The sequence below is a fragment of the uncultured Fibrella sp. genome (genome assembly GCF_964250085.1).
Classification (GTDB): Bacteria; Bacteroidota; Bacteroidia; order Cytophagales; family Spirosomataceae; genus Fibrella.
Genome location: NZ_CAXUEC010000001.1, coordinates 569618 through 589815, shown reverse-complemented (window position 1 = coordinate 589815; position 20198 = coordinate 569618). Strand labels below are relative to the sequence as shown.

The following is a 20198-nucleotide window of genomic DNA, read 5'->3' as shown; positions in this document are numbered from 1 at the left end:
TGAATCCGTTTACCGTAAATCTCATTAACTAAGCTATGTCAAAGCAAATTGTTTATACCGATCAGGCCCCTGCGCCAATCGGACCATACAGCCAGGCCGTGAAGATCGGCGACACGTTATATATATCGGGCCAGATCGCCGCCGAACTGGCTCCATTGGGCGATATTCAGGCCGAAACGCGGAAGGTAATGGAAAACATGGGCGCTATTCTCCAGGCTGCCAGCATGGACTACGCCAATGTGGTGAAAGCGACCATTTTCGTGAAAGACATGAACAACTTCGCGGCCATCAACGAAATATACGGCAGCTTCTTCACCGGCGATTTCCCAGCCCGTGAAACCGTTGAAGTAGCCCGCCTTCCTAAAGACGTCAACGTCGAAATCTCCGTCATCGCCGTCTAATTATCATGGTACACGGATTGGCGGATGGATACCCGGATTGGGCGGATGAAACGGATCTTCGCGGATTTCTGGATTGAAAGCGGATTTGCTCTGCTTCAGCTTAAAAATCCGCGTAAATCCGTTTCATCCGCCAATCCGGGTATCCATCTAAAAATCCGCACACCAACTCATTATGCAAACTTCACCCCGCGTTCGTTTCGCACCCAGCCCAACGGGGCCGCTTCATATTGGCGGTGTTCGTACGGCCTTATATAACTACCTGTTTGCCCGAAAAATGGGCGGACAGATGCTGCTGCGCATTGAAGACACCGATCAGAATCGGTTTGTGCCAGGAGCCGAACAGTATATTATCGAAGCCCTGAACTGGGTTGGTATTCAAATTGACGAAGGCCAAACGGCCGACGGGCCTGTTGGTGCCGATGCGCCCTACCGCCAATCGGAGCGGAAGGCCATTTACCAGAAAGAAGCCCTGCGGCTTGTTGACGAAGGAAAAGCCTATTACGCCTTCGATACCGCCGAAGAATTAGACGCCATGCGCGCCCGACTCGAAGCAGCCAATGCACCCGCTGCGCAGTATAATGCTATTACCCGGATGCAGATGAAAAATGCCCTCACGCTGCCCGCCGACGAGGTAAAGGCCCGCATCGAGGGGGGCGAGCCGTATGTGATCCGGCTGAAAACGCCCCGCAAAGAAGAGGTGCGGCTGAACGATCTTGTTCGCGGTTGGGTGAATGTACACTCCTCAGCGATTGACGATAAAGTGCTCCTGAAGTCAGACGGCCTGCCAACCTACCACCTGGCCAACGTGGTCGATGATCACCTGATGCGCATCACGCACGTGATTCGGGGCGAAGAATGGTTACCCTCGGCACCGTTGCACGTGCTGTTGTACCGCTACCTTGGCTGGGAAGACACCATGCCGCAGTTTGCGCACCTGCCCCTGCTGCTAAAACCCGAAGGCAACGGTAAACTGAGCAAGCGCGACGCTGATCTGGGTGGTTTTCCGGTATTTCCGCTCGAATGGACCGATCCGTTTACGGGCACTGTGGCTCGTGGCTTCCGCGAAGATGGTTACCTGCCCGAAGCACTAGTCAATTTCGTTTCGTTACTGGGCTGGAACCCCGGCACCGAGCAGGAGTTGTTCACAATGGATGAGTTGATCGACGCCTTCGACCTGGAGAAGATTCATAAAGGGGGTGCCCGGTTCGATATCGAGAAGGCGAAGTGGTTCAACCATCAGTATATCCGGCAGCAACCAAACGAAAAGCTGGCTCCTGTTGTGCTGAAACAGGCTCAGGACGCAGGATTTGACTGTTCGGAAGAAAAAGCGGAAAAGATCGTGGCCTTGCTGAAAGAGCGCGTCACGTTTGCTAACGAGCTGTTCACGGAAGCCAAAACCATTTTTTACGCGCCCACTGACTACGACGAAACCGTACGCGCAGCCAAATGGAACGACGAAGCCCGCCGGGCCGTAGTTGCTTTCCGCGACCGGCTTGTGCAATTCGAAAAGCCATTTGAAGCCGATGCCATCAAGCAGTTGTTGTCAGACACGCTGGTGCAGGCGGGCATCAAACAGGGTAAGGTAATGCAGGCTATGCGACTAGCGCTTACGGGTTTGGGCACTGGGCCTGATTTGATGTTGACGATGGAGATCGTTGGTAAAGTCGGAGTGATGGAACGGCTGGAAAACGCCATGACAACACTCCAGTAGACTGTTGAGGCATGCTACAGGTACAAAATTTAATTACGGTTGCATGTACCTGTGGCATGCTAAAATTCAGCTTTTAGTTCACAACGAGTGGTAATGGGGTGCTCTCTAAGCAAATACAACCGACTAAAACTAACCTAATATCGTTATTTATTAAATGGTTTGTCTATAGAATATCAAATAGTTTACACATAACACTTTTTGTTCTTTAAACCCTATAGATTGGCACGAGATTGGCCGCGATTCGGTATCTGGTAATTACCCACCGACGCGATCCGACTCATATGCTACTTTCTACCCGCCTGGCAGTGTACGCCATCCTAGCCTGTACATTGTTAAGCCCGTTTGCCTGGGCACAGGTACGTCCTGTTACGGCAAAAATCCGGTTACCAACGCCCCGGCAAGCCGATTCACTGCGTCGCAATTACCTGGCTGAACAGAATCGTCGTACGCGTGATCCTAAATTAGGTTGGGTTCCTACTGAACGGCTGAATGGCATCCGAAAAAAACTGATTCAGTCGGCAGCCAGCTCAAAACGGCAGGCGCGGGCAGCCGCCGCCTCCGACATAATCTGGACGGAGCGTGGTCCGCTAGGCTTTACTGGGACACTTCGCACAACCTTATTCCCTTTTAGTGACCCGACTGGCCGTTCTATCTGGGTTGGCAGTACAACCGGCGGCCTATGGGCAAACTCAAACATAGCTGATCCCGGCAGTAATTGGGTCCCCTTCAGCGATGCCTGGGACAGCAACAATCTGTCGGCACTTGCCAACGATCCAACGAACGACATCGTTGCCTATGCCGCAACGGGCGACCCACTTGGCGAAGGCGTTGGCGGGGGTATCTGGCGAACAGCCGACAGGGGTAAAACCTGGCTACGCTTATCAGCCACGATTCCGTCGCAGACAGGTACGTTGCTACAAGCGGCTTTTAGCCGAATTGCCGGGATTACTGTTACAACAACCGGGCTTCTATTAGCCGGAACGCAGGGTGGTGTCCTCCGGTCTTTCGACCAGGGAAGAAGCTGGCAATTCTTACTGGCCCCTCAGCAACGAATTGGTGCACAACCGGTTACGGGAGGCAGCGACCGTGTATCGGCGATTCAGATGGGCCCTGATGAGTTTGTCTACGTAGCAATGGCTAATGGGCGCTTGTTTCGGTCAAACGGGCCGGTGGCTACTGCCTGGACCGAGATCACGCCGCCTGCTACCAGCCCTTATACCGGCCTCCGAACCGAACTGACCATTGCCGCTTCTGCCGACGGAAGCGATCAGACGCTCTATGCTGCCCAGATAGCGGAAGACGCTACTTTCAACGGATATACCCTGCGCTGGCTGAAAAAATCGACCAACAGCGGACAAACCTGGCAATCAATGACGCGCCCGGTTTATGCGGATGCGCCTGACCTGGACGTAACCCTGGGCTTCGGCGACAAATACTTTACCCTCACCGCTTCCCCAGATTCGGCCCGGGTGGTTTACATGACCGCCTATGACCAGCTCTACCGATCGGGCGACGGCGGAACAACCTGGTCGGCGGGGCAGACGATCGGGCGAACGACCGCGTTTTTGCCACTCCCAGCGCAGCGCATCGCCTGGGCTGCCGATAACCAGGTGTATTATGCACCAACGCAACAGCTTGTTAGTCAGGGACGGAATGAGAGTCAGCACAATCGTACCCGGAGCTTCGGCGGGTTGGATGTGGCCGGCGTAGCGATGAAAAATACAGCGGGAAGCCGGTACCGGCTGACAGGCAGCGTTGGCGAGCCAGGCCTGCTTGAAACGGCCGACATTGGCAATCAGGGATCGACGCAACTGATTTACCCAGCCTACCCGCTTCGGCCATTCATTGATCAGAATGAGCCAGCCGTTCAGGTCGCCGCTACATCGAACGGTGGGTTTTTGACCCGAAATACCAACGACGCCATCGGTTGGGATTATTATTCGCCAGACTTCTTTGCGAGCGATTACCCCGATGGCGGCGTTGATTATGACAGCCGCAGTAACACGCTTTTTTTCTGGTCGGGTGCTTACCGGAAAGCTACCGGCATTGGCACTAACCCTCAGCTTTCGTTGCTCGACAGCGGCCGACTCGCCCGGCCGACCTGCCTGAAAGTTGGTGTGGCCCCCAATAGCCTGTTTGCGGCCACTATCAATAGCCAGCTTTACCGGATAACCGGCACCAATCAGGCCACGCCAACCCTAACCCGGATCGACGGTGGCACCTTTCCGACTGGCAGCACTATTAGTGGCATTGATGTGGGAGAAGCGGATAATGAACTGATTGTCAGCCTCTCTAACTACGGCGTACAGTCGATTTGGTACACCACAAACGGCGGAACAACCTGGACGAGTAAGGACCTGCCCGCCTACGGCCTGCCCGACCTGCCCGTCTATGCCGTTTTGATGAACCCTACCAACCGGCAGCAGGTGATGCTGGCTACTGAACTGGGCGTTTGGTCGACAGCGAACATTACAGCAACTAACCCTGCCTGGGTATTGACCAATAACCCCGCGCCGCTTGTCCGGTGCAAGCAGTTGGTCTACCGCGCATCCGACGAGCATATCGCCGTAGTAACCAACGGGCGTGGCGTTTGGGAGAGCGACATCTGGGCCTCTGATCCGCCCATACTTGTAGCCGGTTCCCTGTCGACCACCGCTCTGTGCGCAGGAAGCACGTTTCCGGTAAACTTCACACTGACCAACACGCCACCAAGCCGGGTGGTGGTTCGACTGTCAAATGCAGCGGGCGACTTTACCGAAGGACCAGTCATTGCGGCTGGTTCGTCAAGCCCACTTTCAGCTACCGTACCGACCAGCACATCATCGGGAACAGGCTATAAAATTCGTCTGGAAGCAGCGGAATTCAGCCTGACACAGCCTATCAATGCTCCCTTGCGGATAACTAATTTAACCAGCAGTCAGGCGTTTATTCTGGACAAACGCCAAACGCTGGATCCCCGACTGGCCGCAACCAGGTACACCAGTGGGTACGTATGTCCCGGCGATTCGGCCCTGCTTCGTGCCTACCTGCCTAATCAGCCGACGAGCGTGACGGCCACCTATCGCTGGGCTCTCGACGGGCAACCAATCGCGCGCCAAACCAGTGCCACACTGCTAGCCGGGCAAACAGGCACCTATAGTTTTACGGCCTCGGTGGGCAGTTGCACCACCATCAACGCCAACGACTTTCTGGTCATCTCCCTCGCTTCGCCAACGGTTAGCGTGCTTAACCCGACCAACCCGGACGATGGGCCTATCTGCCCCGGTACGCCGTTGCCACTGGGGGCTTCCTACGTGGGGCAACGAGCGACTTATCAGTGGTTCCGAAACGGCACTGTCCTGCCCGGTGCCACTTCGCCGGTTCTGTCGATCACCACAACAGGCGCTTACAGCTACAGTCTCACCTTTAGCGCATCGGGTGCAGGTACGTGTGTAGCCACCGCGCCGTCGACGTACCTGCCGTTTAGCCCGGCCATTCTTCCGCCAGTAATTGCCGTGGCGAATGACGTGTTGCCAACGCTTTGTGGCAGCGAAAAACTGACCCTCTACGCCACCAGCCAGCCCGATAGCACTACCTACCAGTGGCTCCAGGATGGCCGTTCGCTGAGTGGGAAAACCAGCTCGTTCGTCGATGTTAGTCAGGCAGGCATTTATCGGTTACAGATTCGGCGGGGGACTTGTCTGGCCGTGAGCGACCCGATTGCCGTAACCGCCAACAACCAGTTGAGCAATGGCTTTTATTTCTACGGAAGCACAACCTTGTGTGCCGGTGAGAAGCTGGTATTGTACGCCAAAAACACGAATCACACGCTTCAATGGACCAAAAACAACGTACCTATCTCTGGCGCAACGGGCTTCAGCTATACCGTTGATGCGCCAGGCAGCTACGGACTGCGCTATACCTCAGGCAGTTGTTCGGGTACGGCGGTAGCGATTTCAGTCGTCTTCAGCCAAACGCTCACCCCTACCCTGTCGCTCAACGAACAGTGCGCCAGCGCTGAACTATCGACCCGTGATTTCCCGCGCACAGGCGCTGTTGCATTTAGCTGGCTACGGAATGGCCAACAAATAGCGCAGGGCTCGCAAACCTATCAAACCGTAACCACCTCCGGGCTATACAGCGTTTCGGTCACCAATGGGGTTTGTGGTGGCCTCTCCAAACCGGTCAGTGTCACCATTGGGCAACCGGCCAAACCAACGATTATGGCCGCAGGCGGGCTAACGCGCTGCCCCAACTCGGCAGTAGAACTGCAACGGGTGACCGGCCCCTACAGCTACTGGAAAAAGAATGGCGTTCGTCTGGACGGGGCTACACTCGACGAACTGGTAGCTACCGAAACGGGCGTTTATAGCCTGGTTTACGAACAGGGCACCTGTCTGACCGAATCGGCCGCCTTGTCGGTTGTGGTCAATCAGCCCGCTTCGGCTACGGTACTGGGCCGGCCGTTTATTCGGTCAGGGCAGTCGGCGGTGCTACCCATTCAGTTGAGTGGCATCGGGCCCTGGTCGTTCTCACTCGCAGGCGGGCAATCTGTGGTAAGCACGTACCAGAACCCGTATTCGCTGACAGTTACGCCCAGTCAAACCACCAGCTATTCGTTGGTGAATCTGGTCAATAGCTGCGGGGCCGGCATGGGAGCCATAGTCCGGGTGTTTGTCAATGGGGCCGATGTATCGCTGACCAGTTGGGTCAATAAACGGTATCTTCAGTTGGGCGACTCAGTGACGCATTTCGTTCGGGTAACTAATGCGGGACCGGATGTGGCTGAAAACCTGCTGTTTATCAACCGACTTCCATCCGGCCTCAGCTACACGGGCAGTCTATCGGCCAATACCGGCGACAGCCTTCGCTATGCCGTTGGCAACGTACCCGTGGGCGAATCGCGCACCGTTAGTTTCAGAACGCGCGTAAACAAACGGGGAACGTACCTGAACGCCGTGGAAGTAATTGCCTGCGACACTCCCGACCCAGATAGCCAACCCAATACCGGCTTTGCCGACGGCGAAGACGACACCGCACTCACCGACTTCCGCACGACCGATACGACCCGGTATGTGGGTGTTTCGCCTAATCCGAATGGGCGGTTGCTGCCTGCTGTCGCGGGAAATCAACCGGCACCGGTGGCCAACAAGGCTGATCTGAGCGTACTGCTTTCTCTGAGCAAACGAGTGGCGCAGGTCCGTGATACCATCAGGGTAACGATGCTTGTTCAAAATCAGGGTGGTGCATCTACCTCACTGGTACAGACGGGCTTAACGCTTCCAAACGGCACCTACAGCCTTGACAAAACCACCTGGAAAGCAGCAGGCACTACGCTGACAATCGACATTGGGCAGATCAATGCCAACGCAACCATTAGCCGAACGGTGTACTGGTTGCCTGCTACTTCGGATACCTGCCGCGTTGAAGTCACCCGGTCGGCGGTAGCCGATCCGGATTCAACGCCCAACAACCGAAGTACACGCCCCGGCGAAGACGATGAAGCCAGTGCCGACATTCGGGTGAACCGCTGATCGGTTAACAACGGACGAAAACGGCGGGGCGTTTGTCGGACGAAAAACGGAGTTTACGCCGGTGAGCAGGCACTTGGTCAGATTCAACTGGTGCCTTGCGCAGGGGTGCCTGTATCTTCAACCTGTCGGTCGCCAGCAGGGGCCGGTGTAAACCCGTTTAACAAATACAGCTATGTCAACTCCTGAAACTGCCCATGATCCAATTTTGTGGAAACAAGCCAAAAATCGCGTTGGCTTTCGTACGCATCTACGTTCGTACCTGACCATCAACGCTGGTCTGTGGTTGCTTTATCTGGTAACAAGCCTGAGTGCAGGGCCTATCGGTTTCCGGCATGGGTACGTGCCCTGGCCACTATTTGCCATGCTGGGTTGGGGAATCGGCCTGGTTTCGCACTACCTGGCCGTGTATCGATACCCAAACGAGCGCAACCAGATTGAGAAGGAGTACGAAAAGCTGAAGCGGCAGCAGGCCTGGTAAGTGGTTGGGTTTCGGCGGTGTAGCCAGTGATTACCAGGGGCATAAATTCACCACCCCTCTATCGCCTGTGTCGATTCTCTTGGTAACTTACGGGCTTACTTCGGCTAGTACCCAAACATGAAAAAAGCAACCGTTTACCTGTCGGTGCTGGTGAGCTGCCTGTTAGCAGGCACCACATCAGCGCAGACTAAGTTAGTGGAGAAGGTGACCCGGCAAGGGAAAGAACTCCTGATTCCGTACGAGAAATACGTACTCCCCAATGGCCTGACGCTGGTTGTTCACGAAGACCATTCAGACCCCGTCGTACACGTCGACGTGACGTACCACGTTGGCTCGGCGCGTGAAGAAATTGGCAAGTCGGGCTTCGCGCACTTCTTCGAACACATGATGTTCCAGGGGTCGGATCACGTGGCCGATGATGAGCACTTCAAAATCGTGACCGAATCGGGCGGTACGCTCAATGGGTCGACCAACACCGACCGCACGAACTACTACGAGACGCTCCCGAGCAACCAGTTGGAGCGGGCACTCTGGCTCGAAGCCGACCGGATGGGCTTTCTGCTCGACGCCGTGACGCAGAAGAAATTCGAGATTCAGCGGGCAACGGTGAAGAACGAACGGGGACAGAACTACGACAACCGCCCGTATGGACTGGCCAGCGAGTACGTCTCTAAAAACCTGTTTCCGTACGGCCACCCCTACTCGTGGCTGACGATCGGGTACATCGAAGACCTGAACCGGGTAAATGTAAACGACCTGAAAAACTTCTTCCTGCGCTGGTATGGTCCCAACAACGCCGTGCTGACGATTGGCGGTGATGTAACCCCCAAACAGGTTGTGGCGATGGTTGAGAAGTATTTTGGGGGTATTCCACGCGGACCCGAAGTAACAAAAACGGTTGTTCCTGCGGTAGTGCTGGATAAAGACCGACGGGTTTCCTACGAAGATAACGTTCGTTTTCCGCTACTTCAGATCGTGTTCCCAACTGTGCCTAATTACCACCCCGACGAAGCCCCGCTCGACGCGCTGGCCGAAATTCTGGGCGGCGGTAAAAATTCGCTGTTCTACAAGAATCTGGTGAAGACCCAACTCGCCGTTCAGGCAAACGCCGGTCATCCAACATCTGAGCTGGCGGGACAGTTGACCATGCGGATATTGCCCTTCCCGAACAAGAGTCTGGATAGCACCGAAGCCATTGTTCGCCAGACACTGACGGAGTTTGAAAGCCGGGGCGTTACCGACGACGACCTGGCTCAGTTTAAAGCTTCACGCGAGGCGCAACTGATCTCCGGCCTGGCCAGTGTAGCGGGCAAAGTATCGCAACTGGCGGCTTATCAGACGTACCTGGGAACGCCCAATTACATTCCGCAGGAGATCAAACGGTACAATAGCGTGACCAAAGCCGACGTGATGCGGGTGTATAACCAGTATATCAAAGGCAAAAACGCGGTAATATTAACGGTGTATCCGAAAGGAAAAGCTGCCATTGTGGCCAAACCCGACAACTACACAATTGTAACGACCGGCTATCAGGCACCCGATTACGGCTACAACGGCCTGACCTACACTAAAGCTAAAGACAGTTTCGACCGGAAAGTGAAACCCGGCCCCGGCCCAAACCCAGCGCTGAAAGTTCCGCCTTTCTGGACCGACAAGTTGCCCAACGGCTTGAAGGTAATCGGCACCCGTAACGACGAAATTCCGACGGTGACCATGCTGTTTGGCATCAAGGGTGGGCACCTGCTGTCGGCGGCCAATCCATCGAAAGCGGGAATTGCCCAACTGACGGCCTCGCTGATGAATGAAGCCACGCAACGGTATTCAAACGAAGAACTGAACACCAAACTGGAAAAACTGGGGGCCAGTATCAACATCCAGGCCACCACGGAAGAGATCAACGTTTCGGTTGAATCGCCGGTGAAAAACATCGATTCTACCCTGGCGCTGCTGGAAGAGAAACTGTTGCGCCCCAAGTTTGCGGCCGACGATTTTGAGCGCCGCAAGAAGCAGCAACTGGAGAATATCGCCAGCCAGAACACTCAGCCAGTCGTTATTGCCAACAAAGCGTATAACAAACTCCTGTATGGCGAAGGCAACATCCGGGCGGTTCCGTTGAGCGGCACCACCAAAACGGTTGAAAGCATCACCCTCGACGATGTGAAGGCGTTTTATCAGAACTCGCTCTCGCCATCGGTAACGAATCTGGTGATCGTGGGCGACATTGAGCAGTCGGCGGTGATGCCCAAGCTGGCTTTCCTGACTAAATGGGCCGCGAAACCTGTTACCCTGCCCAAGCCTGCAGTTGCCCGGAAGATCGACAAAACCCGTATCTACCTGATCGACAAGGAGAAAGCAGCACAGTCGGAAATTCGGATCGGTTACCTGACCGACCTCCCCTACGACGCCACCGGCGAGTACTACAAAACCGGTTTGGTCAACTACATGCTCGGTGGTGCCTTCAGCAGCCGTATCAACATGAACCTGCGCGAAGACAAAGGCTGGACATACGGTGCCCGGTCGGGTTTTGCGAGCACCAAAACGGCGGGGCCATTCACGGCCAGCGCCGGGGTGAAAGCCGCCGCTACCGATAGTTCGGTGGTGGAGTTCATCAAAGAAATGAAGAACTACAGCCAGTCGGGCATCACGGAACCTGAGCTAACGTTTGTGAAGAGTTCGCTTGGTCAGGTGGATGCGCTGCGCTACGAAACGTCGTTTCAGAAAGCGATCTTCCTCAGCCGCATCATCGACTATGATCTGCCCAAAAACTATGTAGAACAGCAGGCCGATATTCTGCGCACGATCACCAAAGCACAGGTCGATGCGATTGCCAAAAAACGCCTGCCCGTCGACAAGATGGTTATTGCGGTCGTTGGCGACAAAGCACTGGTTAAACCCGGCCTGTCGAAACTCGGGTATGAAGTGGTTGAACTCGACAAAGAAGGCGATCCAATCACGACAGCGGCAGCGACCAATACAGGCGCTGCGCCAGCCAAGATGAGTTCATCATCGGATAAGAAAAACTAGCCCGGCTGTTCATTCGTCGGCTACTACAAACAGGCCGCCTGCTCAAGGAGAGCAGGCGGCCTGTTTGTAGTAGCCGACGAATGCGCCACTATTCGCTCAGGAGCACTTTCCAGGTACGTTGCTGGTTGCCCTGGGTAAGTTTGAGAATGTAGAAACCGCGGGTGAATTCGCGAACCGGCAACTTTAGCAGATTCACTCCAGCCATGACCATATGTTCGGCCTGAAGCACTGGAATACCCGCCGCACTGATCAGTTGAACGCTGGCGGTTCCCGGCTGCGTGCCTACGTACCGGATGGTCAGTTCGTCGCGGGCAGGAACCGGAAAGACAACCGATTGCTGTAAGGTCGGCTCTTCAGCAACCGCCAACCGGCCATTTATGGTGGCTGGGTAAAGCCTGTTTTGCGGAACAGTCTGCTGCGCCTGTCCTGGGTACGTCCACCGTAACCGGGCCACGGCACCAACCACGTTTTCGTAGTACTCTATCCGAATGCTGTATTTCTGGCCAGCCACCAGGGCAATACTGGCGCTGTTGGTTGTATTGGGCGCGTGGTCGTTCCAGTCGTTGATCGCCTGAACTCCATTCACCCATAACCGAACGCCGTCGTCGGCAATGGTGGTGAAAACGTAGTTGCCCGTTACGGGTGCCTCGACCTGCCCCGTCCAGCGCACCGAGAAATTATCGGCGTTCACCCCTGCCCCCGGCGATCCGTTCCCCCAGTCGAAGTCGATCGTGGCATCTGTACGGCTAAGCACACCGGGAGTCGTTAGCGTTTTATTGTTAAAGTACTCACCCAGCAAGCCGGTTCCCGTGCCTGTAGATACGGGTGTGCCGCTGCTGACGCGGAAATAGGCCGAGGCTGGAATAACCTGCTTGTTGATGCCTGGCCCGCTATAGCTGACACTCAGCACCTGCCCGCCGCTTCCCTCGAAGTACGGAATAGTGATTGCGTGCTTACCTGCTTTAAGGCCAATCGTGCCTGAGCGTTCCTGTTCGGCATGCCCACCGTCATTGTTGACGACTTCAGTAGTGCCAATCAGCAATTTACTGCCGTCATCCGAATACGTGTAGAAGGTATACGTCCCATCGGTAGGTACGTTCACATAACCCTGGAAACGTAACCCGAACTGGTCGTTGCGGTAAGCGAGGTTAAGATCTGCCTGGCTGGATACGCCGGTGCTAACCGGGGCGAGCGCATCGAAGTTGGGCAACGCATTCCAGCCTCCTTCATAATAGCTGTAGTCCAGCCCGGCTACTGCATTGGCTGGGTTCTCCGGGTCGCGCAGGCTAACGGCGGGCGGCGGAGGCGGAGCGGTGTAGACCCGGAAATAAGCCGAAGCGGGAATGACCTGCTTGCCGATGCCGGGCCCGCTGTAACTCACCGTAAGCACCTGCCCGCCGGTCCCTTCAAAATACGGAATAGTGATTGCGTGCTTACCCGCTTTGAGGCCAATCGTGCCTGAGCGTTCCTGTTCGGCATGCCCACCGTCATTGTTGACGACTTCAGTAGTGCCAATCAGCAGTTTACTGCCGTCATCGGAGTAAGTGTAAAAGGTATAGACACCATCGGCAGGTACGTTCACGTAGCCCTGAAACTGCAAAGCGAAATTATCGTCGCGGCTGCGGGAGTTCACGTCGGCTACCGTGGCCGTGGCCGAGCGTGTGGGCGTAAGCAGGGCGAAATTGGGCAAGGTATTCCAGTTGCCTTCGTAGTACCCGTAATCCAGTCCTGAAACAACATTGACCGGATTTTCAGGATCACGCAGGCTAACGGCAGGCGGCGGAGGTGGAGCGGTGTAAACCCGAAAAAAGGCTGAAGCAGGAATGACCTGCTTTCCAATGCCGGGGCCGCTGTAGCTGACGCTGAGGGCCTGCCCACCGCCACCTTCATAATACGGAATGGTAATCGCGTGCCGACCGGCTTTCAGCCCAATCGTGCCCGACCGTTCCTGTTCGGGATGCCCCCCATCGTTGTTGACTACCTCGTTGGTGCCAATAAACAGCTTACTGCCGTCGTCGGAGTTTGTAAAGAAGGTATAGACGCCGTCGTTGGGTACGTTCACGTAGCCGTTGAATTGCAGGGCGAAATTGTCGTCGCGGCTACGGGGGCTGATGTCAGGCAGGGTGGCCGTGGCCGAGCGTGTGGGCGTAAGCAGGGCGAAATTGGGCAGGGCGTCCCAGCTACCTTCATAGTAGCCATAGTCCAGCCCGGCCACGGCATTGGCCGGATTCTCCGGGTCGCGCAGGCTGACGGCCGGAGGCGGCGTATCGGTTCCCACCCGGAAAAAGGCCGTACCGGGAATCGGCTGTTTGTTTATGTTCGGGCCACTATAGCTAACACTCAGTGCCTGTCCGCCGCCGCCTTCGTAGTACGAAACGGTGAGGGCATGCTTACCTGCTTTGAGGCCAATGGTACCTGACCGCTCCTGCTCAGGGTGCCCGCCATCGTTGTTGACTACCTCGTTGGTGCCGATATAGAGCTTGCTCCCATCGTCGGAGTTGGTATAGAAGGTGTAGATGCCGTCGGTAGGTACGTTGATGTAGCCATTGAACTGTAAGGCAAAATTATCGTCCTGATTGCGGGGCGTTAGGTCAACCTGGGTGGCAATGCCCGTTTTCACGGCGGTGAGGGAATTGAATGTCGGCAGCGACGACCAGCCTCCTTCGTAGTAGCTGTAGTCTAGCCCGGCCACGGTATTGGCCGGATTCTCGGGATCGCGCAACGGAACGACCGGAGGCTCAGGCGGTGTATCGCCATTATTTTTAAAGAGCACAACCGACGTAAACGGAGCAAGCGTAACCTGGCTGGTATAGAGCGTATTACGGGCATCGCGGTAGGGCTCACTGAGCGTAATTGTCTTATCCTGACTGGTATCGTTGTACTCCAGCCGGATAAAATCGTCGGGATTCTGCACGGTACGGGTCGCTTCCTGTACCTGCACGTTATCGATCCAGAGCGTTTTGCCATCTTCCGTTACCTGAAACACCACAATGGCCGAGCCTTCGCTGGCATTGGCCACATAGGAGAGTTCGACATGCTGCCGACCCGTACCAGCCAGAATCAGCGAACGGGTATCCAGATCCCGGTATGAGCCTGTTTTCTGCCGCAGAAAGACTTCAATCCGCTTGCCACTGCCCGACGCGACGGCATCGAAGGAGAGCATATACACCTGGTTCTGATTCACCGAGCCGATGTCTTTCGACGCCAGCATATACGAATCGCTCCGGCCCGAGGCCGACGGAAACGCGATGGCCAAACTACCTCCATCTAGTCGATTGGCATTATCCCAGGTGGCACGGCCATTTCCGTAAGGGCTGTAGGTATCCCAGCCTTCGTTGGTACTGCCGAACGTATTGTTGAGCTTGAACACGCCGTTTCCCGTTGTGGCAAATGGCTTATAGGTCAACGGGCTATTTCGCGAGTTAGGATCTTTCCCATACCGGCTTTGCCACTCCGACAGCGACAGATCGGCGCCGGTTACCCCCGATCCGGGATTGGAAACCGCCCTGATCTTAAACTCATCATTGAATGGCCGGGCGTAGACATTATTGTCGAATTGCCCGAAGCTGGTCAGGTCATTTAAGTGTGATTCATATTTGGTGACCAGTTGGTCGGCCGTGCGGCTCACCAGTATGTTATTCTGAATCAGATTGTCGCGGGGTGAGCAGCCACCATTCCGGCTGTTGAGCGCAAATTGCGCCTCGCCACTATTGAATGACGTATTGTTGGTAAACTGCGCCGTAATGGCTCCGTGCAGGAAAAAACCCAGCCCGTGACAGTTGAACACCGTATTGTCGCGCACCTCGACATTTGTGGTGCAATCGTCGAGGAAAATGCCGTTGGCACCTGAATAAGCCCCGCCGGGTGTTCCTTCGGGCGCACCAATTCCGTTGAATACGATGTTGCTCAGGATACGCACATTGCTCATCGACTGCCGGTTGCCATTCCAGATATAGAGGCCGCCCCCGTCGCTTTTCGTCAGGCAGAAATTCGATACCCGGTTGCGCTGCACGGTGGTAGACGAAATGAAGTTGATTCCGTTGTAGCCGATCTGATCTACCACGTTATTATCAATCGTTACCCGGTCGGTATTTACGGTGTTGAAGCCGATATACGTTCCGTCGCCATCTTTCCCCCGGCCCGGCGTTAGCCCAACCCGACGGAGTGTATTTCCCCGGAATACGAAATTCTGGTAGCCCGAAACAGACACCCCATTGTTGTTTACCTCCTCAATCAGGTTATTTTCGATCAGGATCGTATTGCCACTGCCGCGTGCAATCAGTCCGTCTTCGCCCGAACTTGTAATATCGTTGCCCGTTAGCGTAATGGCCGATCCGTTTTCGATCAGTACACCCGTATTGACCGTCTGCGTGATGGTGAGGTTGCGGACCGTTACATTGCTGACCCCCGACAGACTGACGCCGTAGGCAAAGGCCGTAGCGGTGATTGCCTGACCATTCGGATTGTCTACCGAATAGAGCCGGAGCGTTTTGTTGCCGGGATTATAATACCACTCGCCGGGCTGGTCAAGCGTAGCCGGGTGGTTCTGAATAAAATAGCCCCAGTTATCGCCGAAATCGTACGAATTTGGATGGTTGACGGTCAGCGTATTCCCACTTTGCTGCGTGATCGTGCTTCGGTTAATGATCCACTGAACGGGTCGGTCTACCAATTCGCCACCGACAAAGTTGGTTGGCAAGGTTTCTTTTCCCGTCAGTTGCGTGTGGCCGTTGTGCGACTGAATGGTCATGTAACCCCGGTTAGGCACGTCTAGGTTTGGATACCGGCCCAGCGGCAGGATAGCCCCGTTGCGATAAACGCCCGTTACCTGGCTACCCAGCACCGACGCGTCGGCCTGCCATACATTCCCTCCGATGCTGCTCCAGTTGCTGATTGGCAACGAAGCCGCCACCACCGGTTTGGTGCCCGATCCGTAGGCGTCGATCACGATAGGCTGGGCCGACGTACCTGACTGCCTGACCTGCAACGTGCCCCGAAACGTCTCGCCCCGCCGAAACAGTACCTGATCGCCGGGTTGCAGCGTCAGCGAGTTGACCTTGAAAAGCGTTTGAAAGGGTGCTTCCGTCGAGCGCCCATTATTGCTATCACTTCCTGAACTGGATACGTAATAGGTAGTCTGGGCCTGTGCCCCAACAGAAAGGCCGATCAGACCGGCCCAATATAGCAACCTGAAACTAGTCGAAAATAGAGTTTTTCCCACGCAATGAGCAGTTGTTGAGTTAACTAAACAAGCAGTAAATCAATAGATTATCGATGTAAGTCCACAATTGTTTACCTACTCTGTAAACTTACTTCAATATGATTTATTTATCAAATCTATAGATTTGGTTCCCAATGAATTAACCGCTCACGTACGCTTTCCGAGAATAGTTTTATTTAGTGGTCGATTTGTGTTTGTCAATTGGCAACGGCCCAACGGGCAACGACGAAACTACCCCAGTTTCACAGCCTGCCCTGTACGGGTCGATTCGTAGACAGCCTGAAACAACGCAACGACACGGCGGCCATCCTGCGCGGTAATGGCGGGCAACGTACCTGACCGGATCGCCCCGCAGAAGTCGGCGAGTTGTTGCGAGAAATAATACGTCAGGGCGTCTGTCTGGCCAAAAAAAGCGTGGTCGTCCGCCTGGAACGTGGCTAGCTGGTTTTCTTCGCCCGGAATCGTCCAGAGGTCGTTGACGGGTGGCTCCTGAATGCCTGATCGGCCGGCGATAAACATGCTGCCGCCATCGGTCTGTACCCCCACGGTTGCGCCGTTCTGGCCGTGGATATGCACTTTCCCGTATAGGCCCGGCTTCTGGCTGTTGCTGGCGACAATATTGCCCAGCCCCCCATTTTTGAATTGAATGATCACGGCGGCGGTATCTTCAACCTCGATATAGGGGTGGTTCACATTCCGCCAGACGCCATACACCGACTCGATTTCGCCCATGTACCAGAGCAGCAGATCGAGTTGGTGCGGTGCCTGGTTCACCAGCACCCCGCCGCCTTCGTGCGCCCACGAACCCCGCCACGGATCGCTATCGTAGTAGGCTTCGTCGCGCCAGCCAAGCATCTGCACCATACCCAGCGCAGGCGGACCGATCTTGCCGGCGTCGATCGCCTGCCTGATTCGCTGACAGGGTGCGTAAAACCGCCGCTGACTTACCACACTCAGCAGTTTCCGGGTACGTTCGGCCGTGGCAATCATGGCATCACAGTCGTCGAGCGACGCGGCCAATGGCTTTTCAACCAACACGTTAGCGCCCGCCTCCAGCGCGGCAATGGTTGGGTCGCGGTGGTTGGGGTGCGGTGTCAGCACCACACAGACATCGATGCCTTCGCGGGTAACCATATCTGTCACGTCGGTATACGGCGCAATGCCATACTGGCTGGCAAAGTCGACTGTTTTCTGGGCGTTGCGGCCACAAACGGCCACCAGGCGAACGTGGGGCGTTTGTTGGGTGGCTTTGGCGTGAAGATGCGCTACTTTACCGGGGCCAATCAGCGCAATTCGGAGGGGTGTTGACATAATCGAGTTAAAACGATGGCCGATGTTCCTTCGCTAGAAATCGACATCTTGCACAAAAATGGTACGCGAATTTTTATAGTACACGGATTACGCAGATTAAACAGATTTGCGCAGATTTTAATGGGTACGCGGCTTTTGCGGAGTAAACGGATCTCTGCGGATTTTTGGAGTAACACAGATTGGCTCTGCCTTACTATTACGAATCCGCTTAAATCAAAAATCTGCGCAAATCCGTTTACTCCGCAAAAGCCGCGTACCATTATTTACTCCGCGTGAATTCGTTTAATCCATCTAATCCGCGTACTCATTATCATCCGCTTACATCAAAAAATCCGCGTCAATCGTTTTTAATCCCTTTGATCCGCACGGTCCGCCGTTGCGGTACCGTCAATTATATGCGCCTTCGCTCACTCGATGCCTTTCGCGGTTTAACCGTTGCCGCCATGATTCTGGTCAATAACCCCGGTGACTGGGCGCATATCTATGCCCCGCTTGAACACGCCCCCTGGAATGGCTGGACACCAACCGACCTTATTTTCCCCTTCTTTCTCTTCATTGTGGGCGTATCGATCACATTTGCATTAAAGCGACCCGACACATCGGCCTACAGTTTGCGGAAGGATGAAGCTGCTGGCGAAGTAGCCAAAATTATCAGACGCGGGCTGACGCTGTTTGCGCTGGGCTTTTTCCTGAACCTGTTTCCCCGGTTCGATTTTAGCAGCGTGCGCATTATGGGCGTGTTGCAGCGCATTGGGCTCGTCTACATTGCCTGCGCCCTGATCTACCGGAAAACCACTTCAACTCAGCAGGTTGTACTCACCGTCCTGATTCTGACCAGCTACTACCTGATCATGACCGTTCTGCCAGTGCCGGGCATTGGCTACCCGAATCTGGAACCCGAGACCAACTTCGCCGCCTGGGTCGACCATACGCTGCTCACGACGGCTCATGTGTATCGCCCGGCTAAAGTCTGGGACCCCGAGGGGCTGCTCAGCACATTTCCGGCCGTGGCCACGGGGCTGCTGGGCCTGTTGGTGGGGCGATGGTTACAGGCAAAAAACTACGGATCGGCAGCTAGAGAGAGTCAGAAAGCGCTGTTTCTTTTCATCGCGGGGGTAGTGCTGGCAGTGCTGGGTACGTTGCTCAATCCCCTGTTTCCGATTAATAAAGCCTTGTGGACCAGTACCTATGTGTTGCTGGCGGGTGGTCTGGCCATGTGTATGCTGGCCATCTTCTACTACCTCATCGACGTACGCAAGGGCTTCGGCTGGAATGGCGTACTGATTGCTTTCGGTGTAAACGCCATTACCGTCTTTTTCCTGTCGGGCCTCATTCCGAGGATCATGAACCTGATTCTGTTGCCCGGCCCCGACGGTAGCAACGCCAAAGTAGGTATGAAAGAATACCTCTACAAAGGCTTCATTGCTCCTCACTTTGCCGATCCAAACATGGCCTCGCTGGCCGGGGCACTTACGTTTGTAGCTATCTGGGGCTGCATTCTTTGGATCATGTACAAGCGGCGGGTCATTATCAAGGTATAAATGGCTCTACTAATAGCCATCCCACCGGCTAAATAAACCGCCCGCCTAAAATCTAAGTACATTATCTTAAACTAGTTAGCAAGTTTGGTTTATAAGTAAGTATGTTTAGGGTACACTGCATACCTTATTAACTCGAAGAAGCTAACTTTCTTTACTCGCCTCCTATCGTGGGGCCTATTACTGACTATTCCGCTTACGGCAACACTGGAATTGATTACCGCCTAGTCTGGTCTCTACTGCCAAAAAGGCCAGTGCCGAACCAGATTGCACGATCTGTCTGATTCAGCGCTGGCCTTTACTATAACCCGTAAATACACAATCCCAATCCATCTGACGGTTGGTTCGTTAGTAACTGGTTGACCCCATATTCCGGCCAATCCAATCACTACGTTATGAACCATACAAGCGACGACCTCCACGGCAATGCCCCCGACTCATCACCGGTAGCGTTACTGATCATCGACATGATCAATGACCTGGAGTTTCCCGAAGGGCCCGACTTTCTGGCCCCCACCCTGGCGGCAGCCAATCAGATTGCGGCATTGAAACAGCGGGCCAAAGCCGCAGGCATTCCGGTCATTTATGTAAACGATAACTTTGGCAAGTGGCGCTCCAATTTCGACGACCTACTGGCACATTGCCTCACCGACGATGTACGTGGTAAACCCGTTGTGGAACGCATCCGGCCCAACGACGACGATTACATGGTACTGAAGCCCAAGCACTCCATTTTTTTCGCCACCACGCTGGAAACACTGCTAACGTACCTGCAGGTCAACACCCTGATTATGACCGGTATCGCCGCCGACGTTTGCGTTCAATTCTCGGCCATCGATGCCTACGTCCGCGACCTGAAACTGATCATCCCCCCCGACTGCATCGCCTCCGGCTCGGATAAAAACACGCAGGACGCCATCGCCTACATGCAACGTGTCCTCAGTGCCGATATCACGCCCGCCGCCCAAATCGACCTTCAAACATTAAAAGCGTAGTCGACG

Annotated in this window: 9 protein-coding genes; 7 read left to right on the top strand and 2 right to left on the bottom strand. The window is 55.0% G+C overall.

What is annotated here, in order from left to right; translation table 11 throughout:
- Positions 1 to 35 precede the first annotated feature (35 nt).
- From ACFE8Q_RS02395 to ACFE8Q_RS02375, 5 genes are all read left to right on the top strand, one after another.
- A complete protein-coding gene (locus ACFE8Q_RS02395; protein WP_375443751.1) occupies positions 36 to 401 on the top strand; it encodes a Rid family detoxifying hydrolase in 366 nt (121 codons plus the stop codon).
- Positions 402 to 573: 172 nt separating this feature from the next.
- Complete coding sequence (gene gltX / locus ACFE8Q_RS02390; protein WP_375443750.1) at positions 574 to 2112, top strand: glutamate--tRNA ligase; 1539 nt, start codon at positions 574 to 576, stop codon at positions 2110 to 2112.
- A gap of 281 nt (positions 2113 to 2393) precedes the next feature.
- On the top strand, positions 2394 to 7625 hold the full coding sequence (locus tag ACFE8Q_RS02385) for a hypothetical protein (RefSeq protein ID WP_375443749.1): 5232 nt from the start codon (positions 2394 to 2396) through the stop codon (positions 7623 to 7625).
- Between the two features lie 172 nt (positions 7626 to 7797).
- Positions 7798 to 8103 (top strand): 2TM domain-containing protein, encoded by a 306-nt coding sequence (locus tag ACFE8Q_RS02380; protein WP_375443748.1) that lies wholly within the window; start codon positions 7798 to 7800, stop codon positions 8101 to 8103.
- A gap of 117 nt (positions 8104 to 8220) precedes the next feature.
- Complete coding sequence (locus ACFE8Q_RS02375) at positions 8221 to 11127, top strand: M16 family metallopeptidase (protein ID WP_375443747.1); 2907 nt, start codon at positions 8221 to 8223, stop codon at positions 11125 to 11127.
- An 88-nt stretch (positions 11128 to 11215) separates the two neighbouring features.
- Here ACFE8Q_RS02375 and ACFE8Q_RS02370 read toward each other — a convergent pair whose 3' ends face one another.
- Both ACFE8Q_RS02370 and ACFE8Q_RS02365 read right to left on the bottom strand, forming a co-directional pair.
- Positions 11216 to 16348 (bottom strand): PA14 domain-containing protein, encoded by a 5133-nt coding sequence (locus ACFE8Q_RS02370; protein ID WP_375443746.1) that lies wholly within the window; start codon positions 16346 to 16348, stop codon positions 11216 to 11218.
- 231 nt (positions 16349 to 16579) lie between these two features.
- Positions 16580 to 17659 carry a Gfo/Idh/MocA family protein gene (locus ACFE8Q_RS02365; protein WP_375443745.1) on the bottom strand — a complete coding sequence of 360 codons (1080 nt, stop codon included), beginning with the start codon at positions 17657 to 17659 and terminating at the stop codon, positions 16580 to 16582.
- Positions 17660 to 18054: 395 nt separating this feature from the next.
- Between ACFE8Q_RS02365 and ACFE8Q_RS02360 the strand changes: the two genes are divergently transcribed.
- Together ACFE8Q_RS02360 and ACFE8Q_RS02355 are read left to right on the top strand one after the other, a co-directional pair.
- Positions 18055 to 19200 carry an acyltransferase family protein gene (locus ACFE8Q_RS02360; protein WP_375443744.1) on the top strand — a complete coding sequence of 382 codons (1146 nt, stop codon included), beginning with the start codon at positions 18055 to 18057 and terminating at the stop codon, positions 19198 to 19200.
- Positions 19201 to 19592: 392 nt separating this feature from the next.
- Positions 19593 to 20192, top strand: a complete 600-nt coding sequence (locus ACFE8Q_RS02355) for an isochorismatase family cysteine hydrolase (RefSeq protein WP_375443743.1) — start codon at positions 19593 to 19595, stop codon at positions 20190 to 20192.
- The last annotated feature ends 6 nt before the right edge of the window (positions 20193 to 20198 follow it).